Source organism: Micromonospora sp. NPDC002389, assembly GCF_040296095.1.
In the GTDB taxonomy this organism is placed as follows: Bacteria; Actinomycetota; Actinomycetes; order Mycobacteriales; family Micromonosporaceae; genus Micromonospora.
Genome location: NZ_JBEOWP010000003.1, coordinates 401,100 through 427,416 on the forward strand (window position 1 = coordinate 401,100; position 26,317 = coordinate 427,416).

Sequence of the window (26,317 nt, forward strand, 5' to 3'; positions counted from 1 at the left end):
ACCCCGGGCGCGTGGTCGACGGGTGGTTCAGCCCCAGTGCAGCCGCTCGATCAGATCGGCGCGGATGCCCGGGCGGGTGCCGAAGACCAGCAGGAACAGCGCCTCCCGCATCAGCCGCTCGGCCGGTCGGTGCCGCAGCACGGCCGCGCTGCCGGTGGTGGTGGCCAGCAGTCCGGCGGCGCGCAGGGCCAGGGCGGCGGCCGCGCCCCGGGCCGAGGGCAGCTCCTCCGGGCCGGCGGCGTCGAGGGTGGCCCGGCACTCGTCGATCGCCGCGTCCAGCGGACTCGGCCCGATCAGCCGGGCGCAGCGGGTCGCCACGCCCAGCGGCAGCGATCCGTTGAACCGCAGGGTCGCCGGGTCGCGTTGCAGATAGACCTCGTGCGGAACGACGCCGGTGACCCGCTCCTCCGGCACGAAGTGGCCGGTGAAGGTGACCTGCACGGTGCGGCTCGCCGCCACCGCGACCATGTCGACCGGCGTGACGCTGAGCGTGTCGCTCTCGGTGGCGTCCAGCAGCGACCAGACCAGCGTGTCCGAGGCGTCCCGGGCGGCGGTGAACAGGGTGTCGACCAGACCCCACCCGGTCACCCAGGAGGCGGTGCCGTGCAGCAGCCAGCCGCCGTCCACCGCTTCGGCGCGTACCGCCGGGGGGCCGGGCCGGGTGGCGGAGAGGATGGCCAGGCCGGCGCGTCGCTCGCCCCGGCACAGTGGCTCCAGCCACCGGTCGGAGATGCCCGGCCGCTGGCTGTGCGTCGCCGCCATCACCGCGCTGTGGTGTTGCGCCCAGACGAACGCCGTGGTCAGGCATCCGCTGGCGATGATCTCCAACGCGCGGGCCGCGGTGGCGGTCTCCTCGGCGGCCATCTCGCTGAACTGCGGCGGTCCGGCCAGGCCGTAGAAGCCCTCGGCGGCAAGCAGGTCGAGGTGGGTGCCCGGGACCGTGTCGGCGGCGTCGACCTTCTCCGCCGCCGGGAACAGCACCTCCTCGGCGAGGCGCTCCGCGCGGTCCAGCACCTTGGCAGAGTTGCTCATCAGTCGGTCCACCGTCCGTTCCGTCATCAGTCGGTGTGGGTTCTGCGCACAGCCTAACCAAGGCGTCACCGACAACCTAGAAGCTACATAAAGACAGTGTTGTGTTTGCCGCAGTCACTGGACACTATGCTGAGAACCGTCAATCCACGGGGGAGGTCGCAGGTGACCGAAGATCCAGCAACACGGGCCGAACGGGTCGGTCTGTTCTATGACCTGATGGGCCCGTTCCTCGACGCCGTCTACGGCGACAACCTGCACTACGGCTACTGGTCCGACGAGCACGACCCGGCAGGCGTCGCGCAGGCCCAGGCACGGCTCAACGACGAACTCGCCGTTCGGCTCGCGGTCGGGCCCGGCGACCACGTCCTGGACGTCGGCTGCGGTACGGGCGGCCCGAGTCGCCACGTGGCCCGGGTGACCGGCGCCGAGGTCAGCGGTGTCTCGCTCTCCGGCCGTCAGGTCGAGCGCGCCGGTGAACTCGCGGTCAAGGAGGGCCTGGCCGACCGGGTCCACTTCGCCCGGGCCGACGCCACCGCCCTGCCGTACCCGGACCGGTGGTTCGACGCGGCGCTGGTGCTGGAGGTGCTGGTGCACGTGCCGGGCAAGGCCGCCGCGCTGAGCCAGGTACACCGGGTACTGCGCCCCGGCGGGCGGCTCGTCCTCGCCGAACTCACTCTGGTCCAGCCGATGGACGACGCGCAGGCGCGGATCTGGTCGGGGATGCCGATGTCCACGCCGCCGACCGCCCCGGACTACGTCGAGCTGGTCCGCGCGGCCGGCTTCGAGGTGGTCGACGTCTTCGACGCCGGGGCCCACGTCCGCCGCTCGCACGAGGCCACCCGGGAGGCGGTGGCGCGCGAGCGTGAGCGCCTCGCCGGCACGTACGGGCCCCGGGTGTTGCGCCAGCTCGGCGACGCGGTCCTGGACCTCCAGGCGGTCGCTGAGTCCTGCCTGGGCTACCTGCTGCTCACCGCGCGCAAGCGGGGGTGACACCCGCAGGCCCCGGCCCGGCGGCCGGTGCCGACTCCCGCACTACCCGAGGAGGAACCCGTGTACCGACCACGCGCCCTGCACCGCGCTCTCGCCCGGCTCACCGGGGCGCCCCGGGGGCGTACCTGGCCCGGTGGTTTCACCGACCGGCTCACGCACCCGGTGCCCGGCCCGGCGGCGGTGCTGCGGCTGATGCGCGAGCGCGGCACCCGCCCGGTCGGCGCGACCGGTGGCCGGGTGCCGGTGGTGGACGAGGCGGTGCCCCGGGTCGGTGCCGGGCAGACCGCGGTGACCTGGGTCGGGCACGCCACCTGCCTGGTGCAGATCGGCGGCCGGGCGGTGCTGACCGATCCGGTCTTCGCCGACAAGATCCCGGGTACGCCGCGCCGGTACACCCCGCCCGGGGTGCGCTGGGAGTCGCTGCCGCCGATCGACGCGGTGGTGATCAGCCACAACCACTTCGACCACCTCGACGAGCCGACCGTACGCCGACTGCCCCGGGACACTCCGGTGCTGGTGCCGGCCGGGCTGGCCTGGTGGTTCCAGACGCGGGGTTTCCGCCGGGTGGTGGAGCTGGACTGGTGGGAGTCGACCGTCGTCGGCGGCGTACGGTTCGACTTCACCCCGGCGCACCACTGGAGCCGGCGGGGCCTGTTCGACACCTGCCAGAGCCTCTGGGGCGGGTGGCTGATGACCAGCGAGGACGCACCGACCCACCGGGTCTTCTTCGCCGGTGACTCGGCGTACGGGCCGGCCTTCGCCGAGATCGGCGCGCGCTTCCCCGGCATCGACGTGGCGTTGCTGCCGGTCGGCGCGTTCCGCCCGCGCTGGTTCATGAAGCCGCTGCACATGGACCCGGCCGAGGCGGTCCGCGCCTGCGGCGACCTGGGCGCGGAACGGATGCTCACCATCCACTGGGGCACCTTCGCGCTCTCCGCCGAGCCGGTGCTCGCCCCGGTCGAGCTGGCGCGCAAGGCGTGGGCCGAGTCGGGCCGACCGGCCGACACCCTCTGGGACCTCGCGGTCGGGCAGAGCCGGCTGCTGGACACCACCGACCGGAGCTGAGCTGAGCAGGCGGCCCGGCCGGTGGTGACCGGCCGGGCCGTTGTCGCTGTGGTTCCCGGTCGTCGGGCCGGGCCGCTGCGTGGTGCGAGGGATCAGCGGCTGGCGCCGGCGGCCCGGCGTGCGGCACGTCCGGCGAAGAACGACCGGGGCGCCAGCGCGGCCGGGTGCGGCAGCATCAGCGGCAGCCGGTCACCGGTCTCCTGCCGCCAGATGAACAGGTGCGCGCCCTTGTCGCCCATCGCCCCCTTGGCGAACTTCGGCTGGTTCACCGTCACGTACGCCAGGTCGGTGTACTCGGTGTTCCGCCGCAGCACCAGGTCCCGCAGGATCTTGCCGCCGGTGTGGCTGGGCGCGATCCCGTTGCCGGTGTAGCCGTGCCCGTACACCAGGCCGTCGTCGGTGCGGCCGAACTGCGGGATGAAGGTGCGGCTCCAGCCGATCGGGCCGCCGAAGGCGTGGCTGAACCGGACGTCCCGCCAGGCCGGGAAGAAGCGGGCGAAGGACTCCCGCAGGGCGGCGTGGGCGGCGTCGTTGCGCAGGTGCGAGCGGTCGGTGTCCCGCTGGTCGTAGTAGTACCAGCGACCGCCGGACCAGACCACCCGGTTGTCGGCGGTGAGCCGCGCGGCGTGGGCGAAGGACAGCGAGTTGCTGACCCCCTCCCGGCCGGGCCAGGCGACCCGGGAGAGCTGCGCGTCGGTCAGCGGTTCGGTCACCATCAGGTAGTTCCACACCGGCATGACCTTGGTGTGGGTCTGGGCGAAGCTGTGCTGCCAGGCGTTGGTCGCCAGGACGACCTCGTTGGCGGTGATCGTGCCGGTGGGGGTGGTCACCCGGTACCGTCCGCCGACCTTGCGGACCTCGGTGACCGGGGTCCGCTCGTGGATGTCCACGCCCTGCTCGCGCACGACGCGGGCCAGGCCCTGCACCAGCCGGTGCGGGTTGACCAGCGCGCCGGTGGTCCGCAGCGCGCCGAGCACCTGCGGGGAGCCGATGCGCTGCTGCGCCTCGTCGCGGTCCAGCAGCTTGAACGACCCGCGCAGGCCGGTGCGTTCGCTGCGCTTGACCTGGAGTTCGAGCCGGGCCAACTGCTTGCGGTCGGTGACCACTTGGAGCACGCCGTTCATCGCGAAGTCGGCGTCGATGCCGTACTGGCGGCAGAACCGCCCGATGTCGATGATCGACCGGGCGCCGCTGCGGTAGACACCGGCGGCCTTCTCCCGGCCGTAGTACCACAGCAAGCGGCGCAGCACCTTGCCGGCGGTCAGCCCGACGAAGCCGCCGTTGGCGCTGGACGCGCCGCCACCCACCGCCTCGGCCTCCAGCACCTTGATGTCGGCCGAGGGCTCGGCCTCGGCGAGGAAGTGCGCCGCCCACAGGCCGGTGTAGCCGGCGCCGACGATGCAGATGTCGCAGCTCGCGTCACCGTCGAGGGGCTCGCCGACCTCGACCGGCTCGGTGTCGTGCCAGTAGACGCTGTTCCGGGTCTCTTCCACGTCGCTCTCCAAGTCGTCGGTCCGCACCCCACTATCCATAGTGTGTGTTGTGTTCGGCAAGACCCGACAGTCACTGCCGGTCGGCGGCCACCCGCGCCGCCCGCTCGGCCCGGCGCTGCTGGCGCAGCCGGTCCATGAAGTAGTCGGCGTTGAGCCAGTAGAACTCCAGCCAGATGTTGTCCGGGTCGCGCAACCAGATGCCGTAGCCGGCCTCCAGGAACAGCTCGCGGACACCGGAGTGCTCGGCGCCGACGGCGTCCAGGTGCGCGGACCACTCGTCCAGGTCGGCCAGCTCGGGCACGTGGTAGCCCAGGTGGTGCAGGCCCACCCGACGTTCGTCGAAGGGGGCCGGGTCGGGCTCGACGGCCTGGCCGAGCACGATCGAGGAGAGCGAGCCCCGGTGCACCAACGTGCGGAAGGTGAACCCGGACTCGGCCGGCGTCGCGTCGCGTACCGGCGTGAAGTCCATGACCCGGCAGTACCACTCGGTGCTGCGATCCAGGTCGCGGACGGTCAGGTTGACGTGGTTCCTGCCGTTGAGTTTAGGCACATGAAGCATCATAGAGGCTTCACTTGTATCTTGGGTGTGGCGTGTTGTCGTCGGCAACCGGTAGCGTGTCGTCACCTGGCAGCGCGCTGCCCGTACCGGGCCGGAACGGATGTGAGGAACCGGGCATGCATCTGAACGTGTTCACCCAGTGCTCGCCGTCACCGCAGTTCAAGGGCATGTGGCGGCTCCCCGGCGACCGTACGGCCACCGGATACCGGTCGCTGGAGTACTGGATCTCCCGCGCCCGGCAACTGGAGGCGGCCTGCATCGACGCGTTGTTCTTCGCCGACATCCACGGCGTCTACGACGTCTACCGGGGCTCCTGGGCACCGGCGGTGCGGCACGCGGTGCAGATCCCCTCGATCGACCCGGCGTTGCTGCTGTCGGCCGCGGCGGCGGCCACCCGGCACCTCGGCTTCGCGATCACCTACTCCACCACCTACCACTCCCCCTACGAGTGCGCCCGGCTCTTCTCCTCACTGGACCACCTCACCGGTGGCCGGGTCGGCTGGAACATCGTCACCTCCTACCTGCGCTCGGCCACCGCCAACGGCCTCGGCGAGTACCTCGACCACGACGAGCGCTACGAGCGGGCCGACGAGTACGTCCAGGTCGCCCGCGCTCTGTGGGAGGACAGTTGGGACGCCGACGCGGTGGTCCGCGACGCCGAGCGCGACGTCTTCACCGACCCCGACCGGGTCCGCCAGATCGACCACGAGGGCCGCTGGTTCACCGTCCGGGGCCCGCACCAGTGCGAACCGTCACCGCAGCGCACCCCGGTGCTCTACCAGGCCGGTTCCTCGCCCCGGGGCATCGAGTTCGCCGCCCGGCACGCCGAGGTGGCCTTCCTGACCCTGGCCGATCCCGCCTCGGGCGCGGAGCCGGTGGCCGCCCTGCGCGCCGCGGCGGCCCGGCACGGCCGGGACCCGGGCATGATCAAGGCGTTGCAGGGCGGCATGGTCATGATCGGGCGGGACCGGGCCGAGGCGAAGGCCAAGGCCGAGGCGTACAACACGCTGTGGAGCAGCGAGGGGCAGCTCGCCAAGTGGTGCGGCTGGATGGACATCGACCTCGCCGCCTTCCCCGACGAGACCCCGGTGGACGAGATCCGCAGCCAGGCCAGCCACTCCTTCCTCGGCTTCCTGCGCAAGCTCAGCCCGGACCGCACCTGGACCGTCGGCGACGTGAAGTATCTGGTGTCGCGTCCCCGCCGCCCCCGGGTGGACGCCCCGGTGACGTTGTTCGGCACGCCCGAGCAGGTCGCCGACCGGATGGAGCAGTGGCTGACCGTCGCCGACGTGGACGGGTTCAACCTGATCCCCTGCCCGCCCTCGGACGGCATCGACGACATCTGCGACCTGCTGGTACCGGAGTTGCAACGGCGGGGCCTGTTCCGGACCGCGTACGACCCGGCGGAGACGACGCTGCGCGAACGGTACTTCGGCGCCGGGGTGAGCACCTACCGCGACCCGGCGCGCGTCGTCACCGCGCGGGAGGGCTGAGGGATGCACCTGCGCGACACCCCGCAGGAGGCCGCCTTCCGCCGTGACCTGCGCGCCTGGCTGGCCGAACACGTGCCCCGACACCGCGACGGCGGCGCCCCCGGGGACTGGACCAAGGCCTTGCACGCGGCCGGCTACACCGGACTGACCTGGCCGGCTGCCTACGGCGGGCGTGGCCTGCCCCCGACCTACCAGGGCATCTACGCCGAGGAGAGCGCGCTGGCCGAGGCGCCGGACCACAGCAACGTGATCGGCCTGGGCATGGTGGGACCGACCATCGTCTCGCACGGCAGCCCCGATCAGCAGAAACGCTTCCTGGAGCCGATCCTGTCCGGCGCGTACGTCTTCTGCCAGGGCTTCTCCGAGCCGGACGCGGGCAGTGACCTGGCCGCGGTGCGGACCCGGGCGACGGCCACCGCCGACGGTTGGCGGGTCACCGGCGAGAAGGTCTGGTCGTCCTACGCCCACCAGGCCGACTGGTGTCTGCTGCTGGCCCGCACCCAGCCCGACTCCACCGCGCACACCGGCCTGACCTGCCTGCTTGTCGACATGCGCAGCCCCGGGGTGCAGGTGCTGCCGCTGCGGCAGAGCACCGGCGACGCCGACTTCAACCAGATCGTGCTCGACGACGTGCTGGTGCCCCGCGACTGCGTGCTGGGGCCGGTCGGCGAGGGCTGGCGGATCGCCATGACCACCCTCGCCCACGAACGCGGCACCTTCGGCATCACGCTCACCGCCCGGCTGACCGTCGAGTTCGACCGGCTGCTGCGCACCGTACGCGACCTCGGGCTGGCCGACGACCCGACGGTCCGTGCCGAGGTGGCCGAGTTGCACGTGCAGTTGCAGGCCCTGCGTTGGACCGGTCACCGGACGATGGCGACGCTGGCGCGGACCGGCAAGCCCGGTCCGGAGAGCTCGGTGCTCAAGCTGCACTGGTCGGTCACCAACCAGCGGCTGGCCGCGTTCGCGCTGCGTCTGCTCGGCCCGGCGGCGGTGCTCGACGGCCCGGACAGTCACGCCGCCGGTCACTGGCAGCACCTGCGGTTACGCAGCCGCGCCAACTCGATCGAGGGCGGCACCTCCGAGATCCTGCGCGGCATCATCGCCGAGCGCGTGCTCGGTCTGCCCCGCACCCGGTGACCCGGAGAGGATGACCATGGACTTCGCCCTCACCGACGACCAGCGTGACCTGGCGTCGGCCGCCGCCCGGCTGCTCGCCGACCGGTACCCGGTCGACCGGGTGGCCGCGCTCGCCGAGGCGGGCGACGCCGACCCGGACGGATGGCCGCACCTGCGCCGGCAGGGCTGGTGCGACCCGGAGCTGGGCGTGGTGGAGAAGGGCCTGCTGGCCCAGGAGGCCGGGTACGCGCTGGCCGCCACCGGCTGGTGGAGCACGGTCGGCCTGGCCCACCCGGTCCTCGCGGCGGCCGGGCGTGAGCTGCCGACCGGCCCGCTCACCCTGGCCTGGCAGGACGACCCGGACACCGGCCAGGGCGCCCGCGCCGAGCAGCGCGGCGGCACCTGGCGGGTGACCGGTCGGCGTGGCCTGGTCACCGAGGTGGCGGCGGCCACCGCGCTGGTGGTCGCCGCCGACACCGAGACCGGGCCGGCCCTGTTCCTGGTGGACTCCTCGGCCGACGGGCTCTCCGTCGCACCGCAGCCCGCCCTGGACCGGCTGCGTGGCGCCGCCCGGCTGGACCTCGTCGACACCCCGGCCGAGGTGCTGATCGGGCCGGAGCACGCCGAGCGGGTGCTGGCCGACGCGCGCCGGCACGGCGGCACGTTGCTGGCCTGCGAGGCCGTCGGCGTCGCCCGCCGGGCCCTGGACCTGGCCCGCCGACACGCCCTGGACCGGGTGCAGTTCGGCCGACCGATCGGGGCGTACCAGGCGGTGGCACACCGGCTGGCCGACGGCTACGTGGCACTGGAACTGGCCACCTCGCTCGCCCTGCGGGCCTGCTGGCTGGTCGGCGCCGGGCCGGACGACGCGGCACCGGACGAGACCGCCCAGGCGTACGCCGAAGCCGTCGTCGCGGCCCGCCGGGCCGCCGTCCGCGCCTGCGAGGACGCCCTCCAGGTCACCGGCGGACTCGGCGCGACCTGGGAGTACCCGCTGCACTGGTGGTACCGCCGGGCGCTCTGGCTGGACAGCTTCGACACCCCCACCGACCACCACCTCGCCACCCTTGCCGGTCACCTGCTGAACGGGCGGGCGCAACCGGCACGGCCGGCCGCGTGACCCCACCGGCCGACGGCGCACCGACCGAGACTGACAAGGAGCAGCGATGCTGACGAGACGACGTCCCCGGATCGACGTACCGGCCATCCTGCGGCTGATGGAGGTGGGCGACTACCTGCTGCCGTACACGATCCGGGCGGTCTGCCTGCTGCGGGTGGCCGACCAGCTCGCCGACGGGCCGATGGCCGCCGCCGACCTGGCCCGCGCCTGCGACGCCCACGAGCCCTCGCTGACCAAGGCGCTGCGGTACCTGGCCTCTCGGGACCTGTTCGCCGAGGTCACGCCGGGCGAGTTCGGGCTGACCCCGATGGCCGACCTGCTGCGGGCCGACCACCCGTACTCGGCCCGGGACATCTTCCTCTCCCCCGTGGTGTGCACCCGGGCGATGGAGGGCCTGGACCACACGCTGCGCACCGGTGAGGGCGCCTTCGACGCGGTGCACGGCGTCGGCATGTGGGACCACTTCGGGCAGCACCCCGCCGACGGCGAGGCGTTCGACAAGGTGATGAGCGGGGTCACCGGGATGGAGCTGGAGGCCATCCTGCGCGCCTCGGACTGGTCCCGCTTCGGCACGGTGGTCGACGTCGGCGGCGGCAACGGCCGCTTCCTCGCCGACCTGCTGGGCCGCTTCCCCCGGATGCGCGGTGTGCTGTTCGACAAGCCCGGCGTGGTGGCGAACGCGCCGGAGACGTTCGCCACTGCCGGCGTCACCGACCGGGTACGCGTGGTGCCCGGCAGCTTCCTCACCGACGACATCCCCGCCGGCGGCGACGCGTACGTGCTCAAGCGGATCCTCTACAGCTGGAGCGACGAGGAGGCGACCGGGGTGCTGCGCCGTATCCGGGCCGCGATGTCCCCGCAGGGCCGGGTGTTCATCCTCGAGGCCGGACGGCAGTCCGAGGCGGAGAGCACCCCGCTGGCCCGCCGGATGGACATGCTGATGCTGACGTTGAGCGCGGGCGGCGCGCGCAGCCTGGACGAGCAACGGGCGATCCTGGCCGGGGCCGGGCTGGAACTGGTCGAGGCGACGCAGACCCCGATGTTCCCGGTGATCGAGGCCCGACCGGTATGACCGGGCTGCTGTCCTGGCTGGCGCAGCCGCGCGCCGACCGGGGCATCCGGTTCTCCCGCCCGGACGGGGACTGGGACCGGTGGTCGTACGCGCGGCTGGCCCGGCTGGCCCACGGACACGCCGCCGGGCTGGCCACGCGGGGCGTACGCCCGGACGACGTGGTCGGGGTGGTGCTGCCCTCCGGGCCCGGATTCGTCGGCACCCTGTTCGGCGCGCTGCTGGCCGGGGCGACGGTGTCCCCGCTCGCCCCGCCCGCCGCCTTCGGCGACCCCGACCGGTACGCCGAGCACCTGAGCGCGGCCCTGGCGGCGATGCGCCCCCGGCTGCTGGTGGTCGACGCCGCGTCCGCGCCCTCGGTGGCCCGGGCGGCGGCCGACGCCGGGGTGTCCACGGTCGACGTAGCGGACCTGCCCACCGAGGTGGCGGAGCCGGTGGCGGTCGCGCCGGCCCGGGTGGCGCTGCTCCAGTTCACCTCCGGCACCACCGGCGCGGTACGCGGGGTGCGGGTGCCGCGTACCGCCCTGGAGGCCAACATCGCGGCGGTCCGGGACTGGCTGGAGATGACACCCGACGACGCGACCGCCTCGTGGCTGCCGGTGCACCACGACATGGGCCTGGTCGGGTGCCTGCTGGCACCCGTGGTCACCGGCGCCGACCTGTGGCTGCTCACCCCGGCGGAGTTCGTCCGGCGACCCAGCCGCTATCTGGAGTGCTTCGGCCGCGACGGGGCCCGGCTGACCGCGATGCCCGGCTTCGGACTGGCGCACGTGCTGCGGCGGGTCCGCCCCGAGCAGCTCGCCGGGCTGGACTTCCGGCAGTGGCGGGCGGTCATCGTCGGCGCCGAACGGATCCCACCGGCCACTCTGGCCGCCTTCGCCGACCTGCTCGCTCCGCACGGGCTGCGCCGCGAGGCGCTGCTGCCCGCGTACGGGCTGGCGGAGGCGACGCTGGCGGTGACCGGGGTGCCGCTGCGGACCGGGTGGCGGCAGGTGCCCGGCCCGGACGACGTACCCGTGGTGGGCTGCGGTGGGCCGGTGACCAGGGCCCGGATCGCGGTGGTCGACGACGACGGCCGACCGGTGGGCGACGGCACGGTCGGTGAGATCGTGGTCGGCGGCGCGTCGGTCGCCGACGGTTACGCGGGCGGCCCGCCCTTCGACGGCACGGTCCGCACCGGCGACGCCGGCTTCCTGCGGGACGGGCAGCTCTTCGTGCTGGGTCGCCTCGGCGACAGCCTGAAGGTCCACGGGCGGACCGTCTTCGCCGAGGACGTCGACGCGGTGCTCGGCGCGGCCCTGGACGCGCCGCCCGGGCGGCTGGCCACCGTGCTCGGTCTGGTGGCGGGAGCCCCGACCGTGGTGGTCCACCTGGAACATCCCCGGTCGGACTGGCTGCCCCGGATCCCCGCGCTGGTCGCGCCGCTGGTGCCGGGGGCCGACGTGCAGGTGGTGCCGGTGCCGTCCGGCACCATCCCGCGCACCACCAGCGGCAAGCCGAGGCGGCGTCAGTTGTGGCGGCGGCACCTGGACGGGTCCGCGCACCCGCCGCACGACGCGGCGGGCACGGTCAGGTCAGGCCGAGGCTCCGGATGACGCCGGCCAGCACCTTCGTCCGGTGCGGCACCAGATAGAAGTGGTCGCCGTCGAAGACGGTCAGGTCGAAAGCGGCCCGGGTGTAGCCGGCCCAGGCCGCCACCTCGTCCACCGCCGCCTCGGTGTCCACGTCGCCGACCAGCGCCGAGATGGGCGTGGCCAACGGCGCGGCGTCGACCGGGCGGTAGCTCTCAATCAGCCGGTAGTCCGCCCGCAGCGTCGGCATCAGCGCCGATCGGAGCTGCGGGTTCTCCAGCGCCGCCGGGTCGGTGCCGCCCAACCGGCGCAGCTCGTCCCAGAGGTCGTCGTCCGGGCCGAGGTGTTTGCTGCCCGGCCGGTGGTGGCACGGCGCGGGACGTCCCGAGACGAACAGGTGCGCCAGCGGCGCGGCGTGCCGCCGCTCCAGCCGGCGCGCCACCTCGTACGCGACGGCGGCGCCCATGCTGTGGCCGAACAGGGCGATCGGCAGGTCACGCCGGGGCGCGAGCACGTCGGTGACCATGTCCGCCAGCACCGGCATGGCGGTCAGCGCGGGCTCGGCGATCCGGTCCAGCCGGCCCGGGTACTGCACCGCCAGCACCTCGACGTCGTCCGGCAACTCCCGGGCCCAGCTTCGATAGAACGGGGCGCTGCCGGTGGCGTGCGGAAAGCAGACCAGGCGCACGGTGGCCGCCGGCCGGGGCCGGTAGCAGCGCAGCCACCGTCGCGCACTGGTCTCCACCGAGGTCACCCGCCCACTCCCGCCGGCTCCCGCGGCTGCGCCGGGTCGGCCACCGCCGCCTCACCGGCCGCCGCCAGGGCAGCCAGGTCCTCCGCGCCGAGCATTCGGGGCGGCTCGGCGGAGACCAGCTCCGGGGGGCCGAGGATCGCCGTCAGCTCCTGCCACAGCTGGCACAGCGTCAGGTGGTACTGGCCCTGCCGCAGCGGGTCCTCGCCCCGCTCGACGGTGTCCCGCAGGGTCCACAGTGCCCGGCGTACGCCCTGCGGCCAGGTGGTGCCGAAGACCGTGTCGTAGTGCGGCACCTCGCTCGGGCCGAAGGTGACCGCGCTCGGGGTGCTGGTGTCCCGGTCGGCGGCGAAGTGCGGGTCGGCGCCGATGCCGGCGACCTCGCGGGGGAAGTCGGGCCGGGCGGTCCACACCGTCGGGCCGTGCGTGCCGACCAGGGTGAGGTTGCCGGCCTCGGTGCCGATGGTGATCCGGTGCATCAGGTGGGCGTAGTTGTCCGGGTCGGCCGGGTCCATCTGGTTCTGCACCCGCAGCGTGACCGGCACCCCGGCCAGCACCCCGTCCAGGCTGCGGAACGGCAGGTCCAGCTCGGTCGCCGAGGTGACCGTCGGGGGCAGCGCCGGCAGCTCGGTGAACCGCCACGGTCGCACCCCGCCGAGCGCCTGACCGAGCAGGTCCAGCAGCGAGTACGCCAACTGGAAGCCGCAGGCCACGTCGAGGTAGCGCGGTGGCTGGCGACGCAGCAGCTCGCCCGCCGCGCCGAGGAACCGGCGGACCGGGGTGATGTGCCGGTAGAACGGGTTGAGCTGGTACACCACCTTGTGCCGGCGGGCCTGGCGCAGGCAGCGGGCCAGCTCGTCGTGGTGCAGCGGGTGCTCCTGGAGCACGTGTATGCCCCGCGCCATCAACTCCATGGCCAGCTCGGAGCCACGGCCACCGAGCAGCCCGCCCCGGATGACCACGCAGGCGATGTCGATGTCGTCGGGCAACTGGTCCACCGCCGTGTACAGCGGCACGCCGTAGTGCGCGGCGCAGGCGCGGGACCGGTCGCTGCCACCGGCGAGGACACCGGCGAGCTGGAAGCTCGGGTCCGCCTCGCGGAAGGACTCCAGATAGACCTGGCCGAACCGGGTGCCGCAGACGACCACCCGGGTGGGTCGCTTCATATCACGTCCTCCTCGTACTGCTCGACGGCGGAGACGTCCGCCACCACGGTGGCCAGCGGCACCGCCGGCACCGCCGCCAGTTCGGTGACGGTGGCGATCGGGTCGAGGACCTCGTCGGCGTGCCAGACACCCGGCGGCACCGCGCCGGCCAGCACCGCCCGGGCCGTCAGCGCGGCCATGCTGCCGGTGAGTTCGCTGGCGCCGGTGCTGCGGACCACGGCGGTCCGCTCCCCACTCGGCCCGGAGAGGGTCACCACCAGGTTCTGGTACGCCGGGTGGCCGAACAGGTCCAGCTCCGCCGCCCGGCACAGTCGCTCGCCGGACTCCCGGTGCCCGCCCTCGGCGGCCCCGGGGACGGCCCGCAGCGCGGCCAGCACCCGTTCACCGGCGAAGACCGAATACCAGTCGACCTGTCGCAGCCCCAGCGCGGCGGCCACCCGGGCGGTCTCGGTGCCCAGGTAGGGCTGCGCGGTGACCGGCTCGGGGAACCACGGCAGGGTCAGCTCCGGCACCGGGCGCAGCGCGTTGCGCACCACCCGGCCGTCCCGCCAGGCCGCGGCGGGCCAGCCGAAACTCTCGTCGGCGGCGACGTAGTCCACGGCGGCGGTCAGGGTGAACCGGTCCCGCCCACCGACGTACCCGGTCAGCCGCTCGCCGTCGGGCAGGTGGGCGGCCAACAGCCGGGGCAGCAGCCCGGTCAGTCCGGGCATCATGCCGGCCGACACCACCGCCGCCCGACCGCTGCCGTCGGCCACCGCCGCCACCGCGGCGTGCAGCGCGTCGTCACCGGCCGCGTCGACGTAGTCGGCACCGGCCGCCACCGCCGCGCGGGCCACCCCGTCGACCAGTTCCACGGCCGGGCCGGCGCAGTTGAGCACCACCCGGGCCCCGGCGCAGAACCGGGCCAGGTCGGCCGCGTCGCGGGCGTCCACGACCATCCGGTCGACGCCGTCGAGCTGCGGGGGACGCCGGGCGCCGACCCGCAGCGGGCCGACGTCCCAGGACCGCAGCAGCGCCACCGCCGCCCGCCCGACCGCCCCGGAGGCACCGAGCACGGCGACAGCGGTCACCGCGCCGGCTCCGGGTCGAGGGCCGCCAGCGCGGTACCGGCCGCCGGACCCAGCACCGTCAGGTGGTCGGCGTCCACGTCGACCGTGCGGACGTCGCCCAGGCACAGATCGGCCCAGAACTCCAGGTCCTGCGCGTCGTAGGGCACCGCGCCGGTGGGCCGCAGCACGACGAGGTCACCGGCGTAGAGCGTCGGCTCGTGTCGGACGACGGCCGCCAGTCGCGCGACGAAGTCCTCGCCGGGCTCCCCGGCACCGGTCTCCGCCTGATACACCGCCGCCGGGTCACCGCCGGGGGTGGGCCGCCACGGCGAGATCAGCACCACCGCGTCGACCTGCCCGCCGGCCTCGATCAGCGACCGGGCCACCTCCAGCGTGGCCGTGGCGCCGAGGCCGTACCCGACCAGCCGTACCGCCGGGTGTCCGGCCGCGGTGACCAGCCGGGCCTGCGCGGCGGCGACCCGGAGCAGGTCGTCGGCCGCGCCCGGGGCCAACCCGAGCACCGGACCGGTCGCCGCCAGGTGCGGCACCAGACCCGCGTACGGGTCGGCGTCCGCACCGCCGGGCACCAGCACCCAGGGCACCCCCTCGGCACCCTCGTGCCGCACGGACAGCCCGTCCCCGCTCGACGTGACCGGCTCCGACGCCGACGCGGTGACCGGGGTGGCCGACTCCGCCTCGATGTGCCCGGCGAGGGCGGCCACCGTGGGCTGCTCCAGCACCTGCCGCAGCAACTGGTCGAAGAAGAGCCCGGCGGCCTGCGGGACCTCCTCCAGGATCCGGCCGGTGATCTGCGCCGCGACCAGGGAGTCCCCGCCGAGTTCGAAGAGGTTCTCGTCCCGGCCGACCCGGGGCAGCCGCAGCGCCTCGGCCCAGACCGCCGCGATCCGGCGTTCCAGGTCACTGCCGAGGGCACCGGACGACCCGGCGGCGGTCGCCGTACCCCGCCTGGGCAGTCGACGGCGCAGCGCCGCCCGGTCGACCTTGCCGTTGGCGTTGAGTGGCAGGGCGTCGACGACCTGGACCACCGACGGCACCATGTACTGCGGCAGTCGCCCGGCCAGGTGCTCGGTAAGGTCGTCGCGGGAGATCCGCACCCGGTCGGTCTTGAACCGGGCGGCCAGCACGCACATGCCCAGCTCGGCGATGAAGCCGTCCGGCTCGGGCAGGCACAGCGGCTGCGCCGCGCCCGCCGCGCCCAGCACGTCCAGCCAGGAGCGTCGGTCGAGGAACACCTGCTCGGTGCCCTGCCGCAGGTCGGTGAAGTCGGCCGTGGCCTCGTCCACCCGGACCAGCAGTTCCAGCGACGTCATGATCTGGTGGTGGTCGCGGGTCATCTCGCAGGCGACCAGCCAGCCCTGCGGGGCGAGCACCTCGCGCAGTCGGTCCAGCGCGCGGCCCACGTCGGCGCTGGCGTGCAGCACGTCGCCGGCCACGATGACGTCGAACGAGTTCGGGGACAGGCCCTGCCCGGCCAGGTCCCGGTCGATGTCGACCGCCTCCAGGCGCAGGCCGGGCCGCTCGCCGAACCGGGTCCGCAGCTCGCCCAGGAAGAACGGGGACAGGTCGGTGGCCAGGTAGTCCACCTCGTGCCCGTCCAGCGCGGCGAGTACGGCGGCGGTGGTGCCGCCGGCTCCGGCGCCCACCTCCAGCACCCGCAGCGCCCCGGGCTCGATCCGCTGCTCGGCGATCCGCCGCACCAGGGCCGCCGCCGCCTCGTTGGCCCACCTGTTGAACAGTGTGCGTTCGTAGAGGCCCTGCGAGACGTCCACCCGGCCCTGGGGGAACAGCAGCGCCAGCGGGTCGTCCTCGCCGCGCAGCAGTGCGGGCAGTTGCGCGGTGCTGGCCCGGAAGTAGTCCAGCAGGTCCCGGTCCTCGGCGTCGGCGAGCTGCGCGACCTCCCGCCATCCGGCGTCGGTGTCCGCCGCCGCGCCCGCCGGGGTCAGCCCGTACCGGCCGTCGGCGTCCTGGTCGAGCAGGCCGGCGCCGGTGAGCGCGCGCAACCAGCGCCGGACCAGCCGGTGGTGGCGGGGCGCGACGTGCGCGGTCTCCAGCAGGTCCGTCAGCGGGTGCCGGCTGCCGGCGGCGAACAGCCCGGCGGCGCGGAACGCGTCCACCATGGCCGGCAGCGCGACGTCGTCCAGCCGGTGCGCGTACGCCAGGTAGCGGTCCCGGTCGACACCGGCGAGCGTGCTGTCCGCGTCGGCGCAGGCGTCCACGCCGAGCTGCCCGACGGTCGTCTGGTCGTGCTCGGCCTGTGCGGCGGTGACCGGCCGTCCGGCCGGTTCGACGAACGCGGCCAGCCGGCGCTCCAGCGGGGTGTCCCCGTCGACCACCACGACCGCCCCGGCGACCGCCGGGTGTCCGCCCAACGCCGCCTCGATCTCGGCCAACTCGATCCGGTAGCCCCGGATCTTGACCTGGAGGTCCTCCCGGCCGAGGAACTCGATGGTGCCGTCGGGCAGATACCGGCCCAGGTCACCGGTGCGATACAACCGCTCACCGGTCTGCGGGTGCACGACGAACCGCTCGGCGGTGCGCTCGCGGTCGTTGAGGTAGCCCAGCGCCAGCCCCACGCCGCCGATGTACAGCTCGCCGGTGACCAGGTCCGGGCGGGGCCGCAGCGCCGCATCGAGCACGTGGAAGCTCTGGTTGGTCAGCGGACGACCGTACGGGATGCTGCGCCACTCCGGGTCGACCTGCTCGATCGGATACCAGATCGACCAGATGGACGCCTCGGTCGCCCCGCCGAGGCTGACGATCCGCAGTCCGGGCACCCGGGCGCGGATCTGGTCCGGCAGCGCCACCGGGATCCAGTCGCCGGAGAGCATCGCCAGCCGCAGCCCGGCCGGCACGGTGTCCGTGGCCGAGACGAGGTAGTCGTGCAGCATCTGCAACTGGGCGGGCACCGAGTTCCACACCGTGACGCCGTGCGTGCCGACCAGGTCGGCCCAGTGCGACGGGTCGCCCCGGCGCTGCGGGTCGGGCAGCACCACCGCACCGCCCACCGACAGCGGCCCGAAGATGTCGTACACCGACAGGTCGAAGCCGAGGTTGGAGAGGCCGAGCACCCGGTCGTCGGGCCCGATCCCGAAGCGCTCGTTGATGTCGAGCACCGTGTTCACCGCGCCCCGGTGATTGATCATGACGCCCTTGGGGGTGCCGGTGGAGCCGGAGGTGTGGATGACGTACGCCAACTCTTCCGGGTCGCCGGAGCCCTCGACCGGCTGCGGCTGTCCGGTGCCCAGCAGGTCCACGTCGAGCAGGCGCAGCCCCTCGGCCCAGCCGTCCCGGTCCACTCCGGACTGGGTCAGCGCGCAACGGATCCCGGCGTTGGTCAGGATGGTCCGGCGGCGCGCCGCCGGTTGCGAGGTGTCCACCGGTACGTAGACGCAGCCGGCCAGCAACGCGCCGAGCACCGCGACGACCTGCTCCCAGCCCCGGTCCATGACCACCGCGACCAGTTCCTGGCGGCGGCAGCCGGCGGCGGTCAGCGCCTCGGCCACCCCGGCGGCCCGACCCAGCAGCTCGGCGTAGTCCAGAGTGCGGTCGGCGGAGACGACGGCGGGCCGGTCCGGGGTGCTCAGCGCCTGCAACACCACCCGGTCGTGCAGCATCCCGGCGGGGACCGGCGCGTGCGTCCGGTTGGTCTCGGCGCGGCGGTCCCGCGTCGCCTCGGGCGGGTCCGGGTGCCCGGTCCCGGTCCAGGCCGCGTCGTCGCCGGCCAGCCGGTGCAGCAACGCGTCGTACGCGGCGAACATGTCGTCGACCACGCCGGGCGGGAAGACCTCCTCCCGGACGTCCCAGTTGGACACCAGTCCGCCGTCGCGCTCGATGTTCTGGCAGTCGATCCAGACCTGCGGCGTCTGGCTGATCCCGTAGCCCAGCTCGCCCAGCGGCGCGCCGTCGGCGGCGGCCCCGGCCGAGGTGATGCCGATGGCGCTGGTGAAGACCACCGGGAACAGCGCCGCCTCGGCGCCCTGCCGGCGGGCGATCTCCCGCATCACCTCGATGCCGCTGAACGAGCGGTGGTCCAGGTCCTCCCAGAGCTGGGCCTGCAGGTCCCGGGCCCGCTCGTCGAACCGGCGGGTCGGGTCGGCGTCCACGGCCAGCAGGTCCACCGAGGTGAAGTCACCGACCAGGGCGTTGACCTGATCGTGCACCGGTGCCCGGTTGAGCAGGGTGATGTCGAGGGTGAACCGGGACCGCCGACTGTACGCGGCGATGGTGTCCGAGAACGCGGCCAGCACCGCACCGGACGGGCTGACCCCGTGCCGGCCGGCGCGCTGCCGCAGCCCCTCCCAGACCTGCGGCGACAACCGGGTCTCCCAGCGGCGGAACCGGCCCTCGCTGTCGGCGGGACGGGCCACCGTGGGCAGTTCCGGCGCGGCCGGCAGGTCGTCGACCCGGGCCAGCCACCACTGCTTGTCCCGCTCGTGGCGCGGGCTCTCCCGCACCGCGCGCTCGGCGAGCTGGTAGTCCCGGAAGGTGATCTCCAGGGGCGGCAGCGGCTCGTCCGGCCGGTGATAGAGCCGGTGCAACTCGTCGAGCACCACCTGGACGCTGATGAAGTCGGCGATCAGGAAGTCGATCGACACGTGCAGCACGGTCCGGTGGTCGGCGCGGGTGATCCGGGCGGCGAACAGCGGCCACCGGTCGGGCGTGTGCACCAGGTGGTCCATCTCGGCGCGGACCGCGCTGGCCGCCGCCTCGACCACCGCCTCGGGGCGGCCGGTCAGGTCGATCACCGGCACCTCGAACGGCGGCACCTCCGCCAGCACGCGCTGTGCGCCGTCGGCCTCCACCACCGCGCGGAGCATGTCGTGCCGGGCGATCAGGGCCCGCCAGGCGGCGGTCATCCGCTCCGGGTCCAGCTCGGGATAGACCAGTTCGCCGTAGCCGTGGCAGGCGACGCCGCCGTACGCGAACGTCTCGCCCCGCCCGAGCAGGTACGCCGCCTGCACGTCGGTGACCGGGAACGGGTCGTGCCGGTGCGCCCGGTCGGGGACCAGGGTGCCGTTGCCGGCGGCGTTGTCGAGGTGCGCCACGATCTCGTCGCGGCGGGCGCGCAACGCCTCGCGGCGATCCGGCGTCATCGCCCCCTGCGGTGCCCGGAAGCGCAGTTGACCGGCCTCCAACCAGACCCGTACCCCCACGCTCTCCAGCTCGGCGAGCAGGTCACCGGCGGACGACTGACTCATATCGTGCCCTCCTCGAAGTCACCGGGTTCCACCGCGCCGCGGTGGGCGTCGAAGACGTCTGCCAACTGCGCCACGGTCGGCGCCAGGAACAGTTGCCGCAGCGACAGCTCCACCCCGTGGCGCGACCGCAGCGTCTCCACCAGCCGGGTGGCCAGCAGGCTGTCCCCACCCAGGGCGAAGAAGCTCTGCTGCCGGCCGATCCGCTCGCAGTCGAGCACCTCGGCCCAGATCTCGGCGATCAGCTTCTCGCTGTCCCCGCGCGGGCTCTCGTCGGCCGCGTCGTCGGGTTCGGTGTCCACCTGGGCGGTCAACGCCCGACGGTCCACCTTGCCGTTGGCGGTCAGCGGCAGCCCGGGTACGCCGACCACCCGCTCCGGCACCATGTAGCTGGGCAGCCGAGACGCCAGGAAGCCGACCAGCGCCGCCTCGTCGACCGGCTCGTCGGCGGCGACCACGGCCAGCGCCAGCCGCCGGTGCGTACCCTCGCCGACGGTCAGCCCGACGGCGCGGGCCACCCCGGCGTACGCCTCCGCGGCCGCCTCGATCTCCCCCAGCTCGATCCGGTGCCCACGGATCTTGACCTGGAAGTCGACCCGGCCGAGGAACTCCAGCGTTCCGTCGGGCCAGTACCGGCCGAGGTCCCCGGTGCGGTACCACCGCTGTCCGTCCACGGTGACGAACTGTCGTGCGGTGGTCTCCGGGTCGCCCCGGTAGCTCCGGGCCACCCCGACGCCGCCGATCCACAGTTCACCGGGCACCCAGTCCGGGCAGTCCCGGCCGCGTGGATCGACCACCCGGTAGCGCTGGTTGCGCAGCGGCAGGCCGTACGGCACGGACCGCCAGTGCGCGGGCACCACGTCGACCTCGCAGGCGTTGGACCAGATGGCCGCCTCGGTGGCCCCGCCCAACGCGACGAACCGGGCCTCGGGGCACCGGTCGCGCAGCCGGCCGGGCAGGTCGAGCCCGACCCAGTCGCCGGAGAGCAGGGCCAGCCGCAGCCGGTCGGGCAGACCGTCGGTGTCGGCCGCCACCAGCAGCATGTCCAGCAGCGCGGGCACCGAGTTCCAGACCGTGACACCGGCACTGCGGGCGGCGGCGGCCCACCGGCGCGCCTCCCGCCGATCCTCGTCGGCGACGCAGACCACCGCGCCGCCGACGCCGAGCAGCCCGAACAGGTCGTACACGGAGAGGTCGAAGTCGAGCGCCGAGATGGCCAGCACCCGGTCGTCGGGGCCGACGCCGTAGCGGGTGTTGATGTCGTCGACGGTGTTCAGCGCCGCCCGGTGGGTGATCTCCACGCCCTTCGGCTCGCCGGTGGAGCCGGAGGTGAAGATGATGTAGGCGAGCTGCTCCGGGTCCACCTCGACGGGTGCGGGCAGCGGGGTGGCGGGCGTGTCCGGCGCCACCACCGGATGACCGGTGTCCAGGTCGGGCCGGGCGACGACGGCCCGTACCCCGGCCCGGGCGTAGATCCGGTCGCGGCGTTCGGCCGGCTGGTCGACGCCGACCGGGACGTAGTGGCCGCCGGCCGCGAGCACGCCGAGCACCGCGGCGACCTGGTCCACGCCGCGCGGCAGGGTGACCGCGACGGCGTCGCCGGGCCGGACGCCGTGCGTGCGCAACGCCCCGCCGAGGCGCAGCGCCCGCACGGCGAGTTCGCGGTAGTCGACCGGCACGCCGTCGGCGGTCACCACGGCGGTGGCGTCGGGCGTGGTGGCGGCGTGCGTGAAGAAGCCGGTGTGCAGCAGGCCGGTCGGCAGCGGGCCGGCGGTGTCGTTGACCGTGTCCCGGACCCGCCGCTGCGCCGCCGGCAGCGGCGCCGGGGGCACCGCGTCCCAGTCCGCCGTGGTCAGCCGCAGCAGCAGCGCCCGGTACGCGTCGAACATGGCGTCGAGCAGTCCGGCCGGGAACAGTTCGTCGACCGAGTCCCAGTTGTAGACCAGCCCGCCGTCGCGCTCCATCACCTGGTTGTCGAGCCAGACCTGCGGGGTCTGCGAGATGCCCCAGACCAGCTCGCCGAAGGGGAACGACATCTCGCTCATGCCACCGGCGACGCCGAGCGCGCTGGTGAACACCACCGGCATGCTCACCGCGCCGCCCTGCTGACGGCGGGCGAGTTCGCGCAGCACCCACAGCGCGGAGACCGAGTCGTGGGCCATCCCCTCCCAGACCTGCTCCTGGGTCCGCCGGACCACGTCCAGCCAGGTGTCCCCCTCCCCCGCCCGGTGCGCCAGCAGCAGCAGGGAGGTGAAGTCGCCGAGGATGTTGTTGATGTCGGGGTGCACGTCCCGGCGGTTGAACAGGGTGAGGTTGAGGGTCAGCTCCCCGCGACCGCTCCAGGCCGACAGCACCTCGGCGAAGGCGGCGGCCAGGACGCTGGCCGGGGTCACCCCGTGCCGGCGGGCCTGCTCGGTCAGCCGGGCCCACTGGGTCGGGTCGAGCCGGTCCTCCCGGCGGATGAAGCGCGGGGCGACCACGGTCTCCGGGTCCACGGCCAGCGGCAGCGGCGGCGCGGGCGGGAGGCTGTCCAGCCGCTCCCGCCAGTACCGCTGGTCGTCCTCCACGGCCGACGAGTCGGCCAGCACGTAGTCGCGGAAGGTCACCCCGACCGGCCGCAGCGATGCCGCCGGGTCGGTGTAGAGCGTGGTCAGCTCGTCGAAGAAGATCACGATGCTGAGCGCGTCGAGCACGATGTAGTCGAAGCTGAAACCGATCCGGACCCGGCCGTCGGCGTACCGGACGGCGGCGATCGCCAGCAGCGGCCACCGGCTCGGGTCGGGGACCCGGTGGGCCATCCGCTCCCGCAGGTCGCGCAGTTCGGCGTCACCGCCGTCGTGGACGGTGATCCGGAACCGGTCGACCTCGGCCAGCACCCGCTGGTCGCCGTCGTCGTCGAAGATCGCGCGGAGCATGTCGTGCCGGGTGACCAGCAGGTCGACCGCGTCCTCCAGCCGGTCCAGGTCGACGTCGGCGCCGTCGAACTCCCAGTACCAGTGCGAGCCGACGCCACCGAGGGCGAACTCGCTGCTGCGCCCCAGCCAGTACGCCCGCTGCACGTCGGTGGGCGGGAAGGGCGCGTACCGGTTCGCCGGGTCGGCCCGCAGCTCGACGACGACCGGGCGGCTCCCCTCGGCGCGGCGCAGGGTGGCGGCGAAGTCGGCCAGCACCGGGGTGGCGAAGAGTTGGCGCAGGTTCGCACCGTCCAGCCCGGCGGCGGCGAGCAGGGCCATCGACCGGGTGGCGACCAGGCTGTCGCCACCGGCGGTGAAGAAGCTCTGCCGCCGCCCGACGGCGGGTACCCCGAGCAGGTCGGCCCAGATCCGGGCCACCTCGCGCTCGATGTCGCCGACCGGCGGTTCGAGCTGCTCGGGGCCGGGGCTGGCGGCTTCGACCAGGCGGGTCACCGCCCGTCGGTCGATCTTGGCGTTGGCCGACAGCGGCAGGTCGTCGGTGAGCACCACCCGCTCGGGCACCATGTAGCCGGGCACCTGCTCGGCCAGCCAGTCGCGCAACGCGGCCGGGTCCAGGTCGGTGTCGGTGGTGACGGCGACGGCGAGTTGTCGGGGCGTACCGAGGGCGACCGCGACCGCGCGGCGGACGGCGGGGTGCCGTTCCAACGCGGTCTCGATCTCCCCCAACTCGATCCGGTGACCCCGGATCTTCACCTGGGCGTCGGCCCGGCCGAGGAACTCCACGGTGCCGTCCGGGTGGTAGCGGGCCAGGTCACCGCTGCGGTACCAGCGCACCCCGTCGATCTCGCGGAACTGGGCGGCGGTGCGGGCGGGGTCGCCGCGGTAGCCGTCGGCCACCGACCGGCCGCCGATCCAGAGTTCACCGGTGACCCAGTCGGGCCGGTCCCGGCCCGCCGGGTCGGTCACCCGCATGAGCTGGTTGGCCAGGGGCACGCCGTACGGCACCGAGCGCCAGTCGTCGGGCACCGGCACCGGCACCACCTGGACGGTGGAGTGGATCGCGGTCTCCGTGGTGCCGCCGAGCGCCACCAGGACCGCGCCCGGCGCCTGCGTGGCCAGCCGTCCGGCCAGGTCGAGCCCGACCCAGTCGCCGCCCAGCAGGGCCAGTCGCAGCGGCAGGTCGCCGTCGGTGCCGGCGGTCAGCAGCATGTCCAGCAACGCCGGCACGGACTGCCAGATCGTCACCCGGTGTCGCCGGACCAGTTCCACCCACCGGTCGGCGTCACGCCGCTCGTCCTCGCCGACGCAGACCAGCGCCGCACCGACGCTCAGCATCCCGAACATGTCGTACACGGAGAGGTCGAAGTCGAGGGCCGAGACCGCGAGCACCCGGTCGTCCGGGCCGACGTCGAAGCGCCGGCCGATGTCGTCGATCGTGTTGACCGCCGCCCGGTGCGGCACCTGCACACCCTTCGGCTCACCCGTGGAGCCGGAGGTGAACAGCAGGTAGGCCGGGTCGTCGTCGCTGCCGGGAACCGGTCCGGCCGCCGGGTACGAGCGGTCCGCCACGTCGATCACGCACAGGTCCGTCGGCAGCTCCGGCAGCGCTACGCCGGCCACCACGTGCCGTACCCCGGCCACCGCGTGGATCCTCGCTCGGCGGGCGGCCGGCTGGTCGACGCCGACCGGCACGTACACGCCGCCGGCCCGCAGCACGCCGAGCACCGCGACGACCTGTCGAGGTCCCTTCTCGACGGTGACCGCCACCGGGTCGCCGGGGCGCAGCCCGTTGGCGACCAGCGCTCCGGCGATGCGGTCGGCCTGCGCGGCCAGGTCGCCGTAGTCGAGCCGGCCGTCGGTGCCCCAGAGCAGCGCCGGGCGGTCCGGCTCGGCGGCGGCGCGGGTGAAGAAATCGTCGTGCAGCCGACGACGACGGACCGGACGGGCCGTGTCGTTGGCCGCCGCGCGGACCTGCCGGGTCCGCTCCGGCAGCAGCTCCGGCGGGTACGCGGCCCAGTCGGCGTCGTCGTCGAGCAGCCAGCCGAGGATCCGCAGGTACGCGTCGAACATCTCGCCGACCAGCCCGGCCGGGAAGAGTTCCTCGACGCAGTCCCAGTTCACGAACAGCCCGTGCTCGCGCTCGGTGACCTGCACGTCCAGCCAGACCTGCGGGGTCTGCGACATGGTCCAGCCGGGTGCGCCGAAGCTCTCCCGCACCTCGCCGTCGAACAGTTCACCGAGGCTGAGCGCGCTGGTGAAGACCACCGGGGCGCCGACGGGCGTACCGCCGCGCAGCCGGGTCAGGTCCCGCAGCACGTCCACTCCGGTGTAGCCGGGGTGGGCGGCGTCGGCGCGCAGCCGCTCCTGCACGGCGCGGGCGAAGGCGGCGAAGTCGCGCTCGGCGGTGGTGTCCACCTCCAGCAGCAGCAGGTTGGTGAAGTCGCCGACCAGGTGGGCGACGTCCGGGTGCACCGGCTGCCGGTCGTAGAGCGGCAGGTTGAGCAGGAATCGGCCGGCGGTGCTCCACCGGCCCAGCACGTGCCCGAAGGCGGCCAGGAACAGCACCGGCAGGGTCAGCCCGTAGGTGCGGGCGCGGCGGGTCAGTCGCTCGACCTGGTCGGCGGCGACCCAGTGGTGGTGCCGGACCACCCGCTGGCCGCTGACCTGTTGCGGGTCCACGGCCAGCGGCAGCTCCGGCGGGCCGGGCAGCTCGGACAGCCGCGCCTGCCAGTACGCCTGGTCCGCGTCCCGTTCGCCGACCCGGCGCTCCCGCAGGGTCGCCAGGTAGCTCGGGTAGTCCAGCGCGATCGGGGGCAGCTCGGCGTCCGGGTCCCGATAGAGGCGGGCGAGTTCCGACATCAGGATCCGGAAGCTGTGCGCGTCGGCCACCAGCATCTCGATGTGCACGTGGCAGCGCGTACCGCCGTCGGGCAGCAGCGAGAGCTGCACGTCGAAGACCTCGCCCCGGCCGACCTCCAGCCGCCGGTGCGACAGTCGGTCGCGCAGGTCGAGCAGGGTCCGCTCGGCCTCGGCGTGGTCGTAGGCCCGCAGGTCGTGCACGGTCAGGCCGGGCCAGGGGCTCTCCGGCAGGATGCGCTGCCGGCCGTCGTCGTCGAAGTGGGCCCGCAGCATCCCGTGTCGGCGCAGCAGGGCACGGACCGCGGCGTCGAGCCGGGCCGGGTCCACGCCGCTGCCGTCGAACTCGTTGTAGAAGTGCGCGCCGACGCCGCCGAGGGCCTGGCCGTCGCCCCGCCCCACCCAGTACGCGTGTTGCATCGCGGCGAGGTCGAAGGGTTCGTCCGCGTCGACGACGGTCAGCGGCGGCGCGTCGGGCGTCACCGCGTCGGCGGGGGCCCGCCCGGCGACCATTGCCCACCAGTCGTCCAGGGTGCGTCCCTCGACCAACTCCGCGAAGCTCACCGTCACGCCCCGCTGGTGCCAGCGGGCCACCAGTCGCATCACACCGATCGAGTCGAGACCGAGCTGGAGCAGGTCGGCGTCGTCAGCGACAGTGCCGGGTGGTTCACCGAGGACGGCCGCGATGTCGTCCCGCATGCCGTCCCGGGTGAAGGGTCGTGTGTGTTCGGCCTCGACGCCCAATCTGGGTCTCCCCTGTTCGACGGAGTTGTCCGGCACCGCCACACGAGTCCGTGCCGACGCCAAGGTAACAAGCCGACACGGATACGTACAGTAGAAAGAACATGCTACT

General features: G+C 74.0%; 15 protein-coding genes. 7 read left to right on the plus strand and 8 right to left on the minus strand.

The window, feature by feature from the left end:
• Positions 1-27 precede the first annotated feature (27 nt).
• Positions 28-1,032, minus strand: a complete 1,005-nt coding sequence (locus tag ABT008_RS08000) for an acyl-CoA dehydrogenase family protein (protein ID WP_350694645.1) — start codon at positions 1,030-1,032, stop codon at positions 28-30.
• Between the two features lie 162 nt (positions 1,033-1,194).
• Between ABT008_RS08000 and ABT008_RS08005 the strand changes: the two genes are divergently transcribed.
• The gene (locus tag ABT008_RS08005; RefSeq protein WP_350694646.1) at positions 1,195-2,022 is read left to right on the plus strand and encodes a class I SAM-dependent methyltransferase; all 828 of its coding nucleotides are present in this window, start codon (positions 1,195-1,197) and stop codon (positions 2,020-2,022) included.
• Positions 2,023-2,082: 60 nt separating this feature from the next.
• Complete coding sequence (locus ABT008_RS08010) at positions 2,083-3,087, plus strand: MBL fold metallo-hydrolase (protein ID WP_350694647.1); 1,005 nt, start codon at positions 2,083-2,085, stop codon at positions 3,085-3,087.
• 92 nt (positions 3,088-3,179) lie between these two features.
• On the opposite strand, the gene ABT008_RS08015 is transcribed toward ABT008_RS08010, so the two are convergent.
• A complete protein-coding gene (locus ABT008_RS08015) occupies positions 3,180-4,607 on the minus strand; it encodes an NAD(P)/FAD-dependent oxidoreductase (RefSeq protein WP_502890366.1) in 1,428 nt (475 codons plus the stop codon).
• 43 nt (positions 4,608-4,650) lie between these two features.
• Entirely contained in the window at positions 4,651-5,139 is a 489-nt protein-coding gene (locus ABT008_RS08020; RefSeq protein WP_350694650.1) for a VOC family protein, read from the minus strand.
• 116 nt (positions 5,140-5,255) lie between these two features.
• On the opposite strand from ABT008_RS08020, the gene ABT008_RS08025 reads away from it, so the two are divergent.
• The 5 genes from ABT008_RS08025 to ABT008_RS08045 are packed head-to-tail and all read left to right on the plus strand — an operon-like array spanning position 5,256 to position 11,535.
• Entirely contained in the window at positions 5,256-6,632 is a 1,377-nt protein-coding gene (locus tag ABT008_RS08025) for an NtaA/DmoA family FMN-dependent monooxygenase (RefSeq protein ID WP_350694651.1), read from the plus strand.
• A 3-nt stretch (positions 6,633-6,635) separates the two neighbouring features.
• A complete protein-coding gene (locus tag ABT008_RS08030; RefSeq protein WP_350694652.1) occupies positions 6,636-7,772 on the plus strand; it encodes an acyl-CoA dehydrogenase family protein in 1,137 nt (378 codons plus the stop codon).
• A gap of 16 nt (positions 7,773-7,788) precedes the next feature.
• Positions 7,789-8,871, plus strand: a complete 1,083-nt coding sequence (locus ABT008_RS08035; protein WP_350694654.1) for an acyl-CoA dehydrogenase family protein — start codon at positions 7,789-7,791, stop codon at positions 8,869-8,871.
• A 46-nt stretch (positions 8,872-8,917) separates the two neighbouring features.
• On the plus strand, positions 8,918-9,943 hold the full coding sequence (locus ABT008_RS08040) for a methyltransferase (protein WP_350694656.1): 1,026 nt from the start codon (positions 8,918-8,920) through the stop codon (positions 9,941-9,943).
• Positions 9,940-11,535: an AMP-binding protein gene (locus tag ABT008_RS08045; RefSeq protein WP_350694657.1), complete on the plus strand. Its 1,596-nt coding sequence runs from the start codon at positions 9,940-9,942 to the stop codon at positions 11,533-11,535. Before ABT008_RS08040 ends, ABT008_RS08045 begins: the two co-directional genes overlap by 4 nt.
• Here ABT008_RS08045 and ABT008_RS08050 read toward each other — a convergent pair.
• From ABT008_RS08050 to ABT008_RS08070, 5 genes are read right to left on the minus strand one after another with little or no spacing between them, the layout of a single operon-like run.
• Complete coding sequence (locus tag ABT008_RS08050) at positions 11,510-12,265, minus strand: thioesterase II family protein (protein ID WP_350694659.1); 756 nt, start codon at positions 12,263-12,265, stop codon at positions 11,510-11,512. The two genes, ABT008_RS08045 and ABT008_RS08050, sit on opposite strands and share 26 nt — an antisense overlap.
• Positions 12,262-13,428 carry a Gfo/Idh/MocA family oxidoreductase gene (locus ABT008_RS08055; protein ID WP_350694661.1) on the minus strand — a complete coding sequence of 389 codons (1,167 nt, stop codon included), beginning with the start codon at positions 13,426-13,428 and terminating at the stop codon, positions 12,262-12,264. Before ABT008_RS08055 ends, ABT008_RS08050 begins: the two co-directional genes overlap by 4 nt.
• Positions 13,425-14,498, minus strand: coding sequence for a saccharopine dehydrogenase NADP-binding domain-containing protein (locus ABT008_RS08060; protein ID WP_350694663.1), 1,074 nt, complete (start codon positions 14,496-14,498; stop codon positions 13,425-13,427). The genes ABT008_RS08055 and ABT008_RS08060 overlap by 4 nt, the downstream gene beginning before the upstream one ends.
• Positions 14,495-19,696 (minus strand): non-ribosomal peptide synthetase, encoded by a 5,202-nt coding sequence (locus ABT008_RS08065; protein WP_350694665.1) that lies wholly within the window; start codon positions 19,694-19,696, stop codon positions 14,495-14,497. The genes ABT008_RS08060 and ABT008_RS08065 overlap by 4 nt, the downstream gene beginning before the upstream one ends.
• Complete coding sequence (locus tag ABT008_RS08070; RefSeq protein ID WP_350694667.1) at positions 19,693-26,163, minus strand: non-ribosomal peptide synthetase; 6,471 nt, start codon at positions 26,161-26,163, stop codon at positions 19,693-19,695. Before ABT008_RS08070 ends, ABT008_RS08065 begins: the two co-directional genes overlap by 4 nt.
• Between the last annotated feature and the right edge of the window lie 154 nt (positions 26,164-26,317).

What these genes read in the sequence shown, in the direction of transcription:
- ABT008_RS08000 (WP_350694645.1), bottom strand. Translation starts at nt 1,032, where the DNA reads ATGAGCAACTCTGCCAAGGTGCTGGACCGCGCGGAGCGCCTCGCCGAG.
- ABT008_RS08020 (WP_350694650.1), bottom strand. Translation starts at nt 5,139, where the DNA reads ATGCTTCATGTGCCTAAACTCAACGGCAGGAACCACGTCAACCTGACC.
- ABT008_RS08025 (WP_350694651.1), top strand. Translation starts at nt 5,256, where the DNA reads ATGCATCTGAACGTGTTCACCCAGTGCTCGCCGTCACCGCAGTTCAAG.
- ABT008_RS08030 (WP_350694652.1), top strand. Translation starts at nt 6,636, where the DNA reads ATGCACCTGCGCGACACCCCGCAGGAGGCCGCCTTCCGCCGTGACCTG.
- ABT008_RS08035 (WP_350694654.1), top strand. Translation starts at nt 7,789, where the DNA reads ATGGACTTCGCCCTCACCGACGACCAGCGTGACCTGGCGTCGGCCGCC.
- ABT008_RS08040 (WP_350694656.1), top strand. Translation starts at nt 8,918, where the DNA reads ATGCTGACGAGACGACGTCCCCGGATCGACGTACCGGCCATCCTGCGG.
- ABT008_RS08045 (WP_350694657.1), top strand. Translation starts at nt 9,940, where the DNA reads ATGACCGGGCTGCTGTCCTGGCTGGCGCAGCCGCGCGCCGACCGGGGC.
- ABT008_RS08055 (WP_350694661.1), bottom strand. Translation starts at nt 13,428, where the DNA reads ATGAAGCGACCCACCCGGGTGGTCGTCTGCGGCACCCGGTTCGGCCAG.
- ABT008_RS08065 (WP_350694665.1), bottom strand. Translation starts at nt 19,696, where the DNA reads ATGAGTCAGTCGTCCGCCGGTGACCTGCTCGCCGAGCTGGAGAGCGTG.
- ABT008_RS08070 (WP_350694667.1), bottom strand. Translation starts at nt 26,163, where the DNA reads ATGCGGGACGACATCGCGGCCGTCCTCGGTGAACCACCCGGCACTGTC.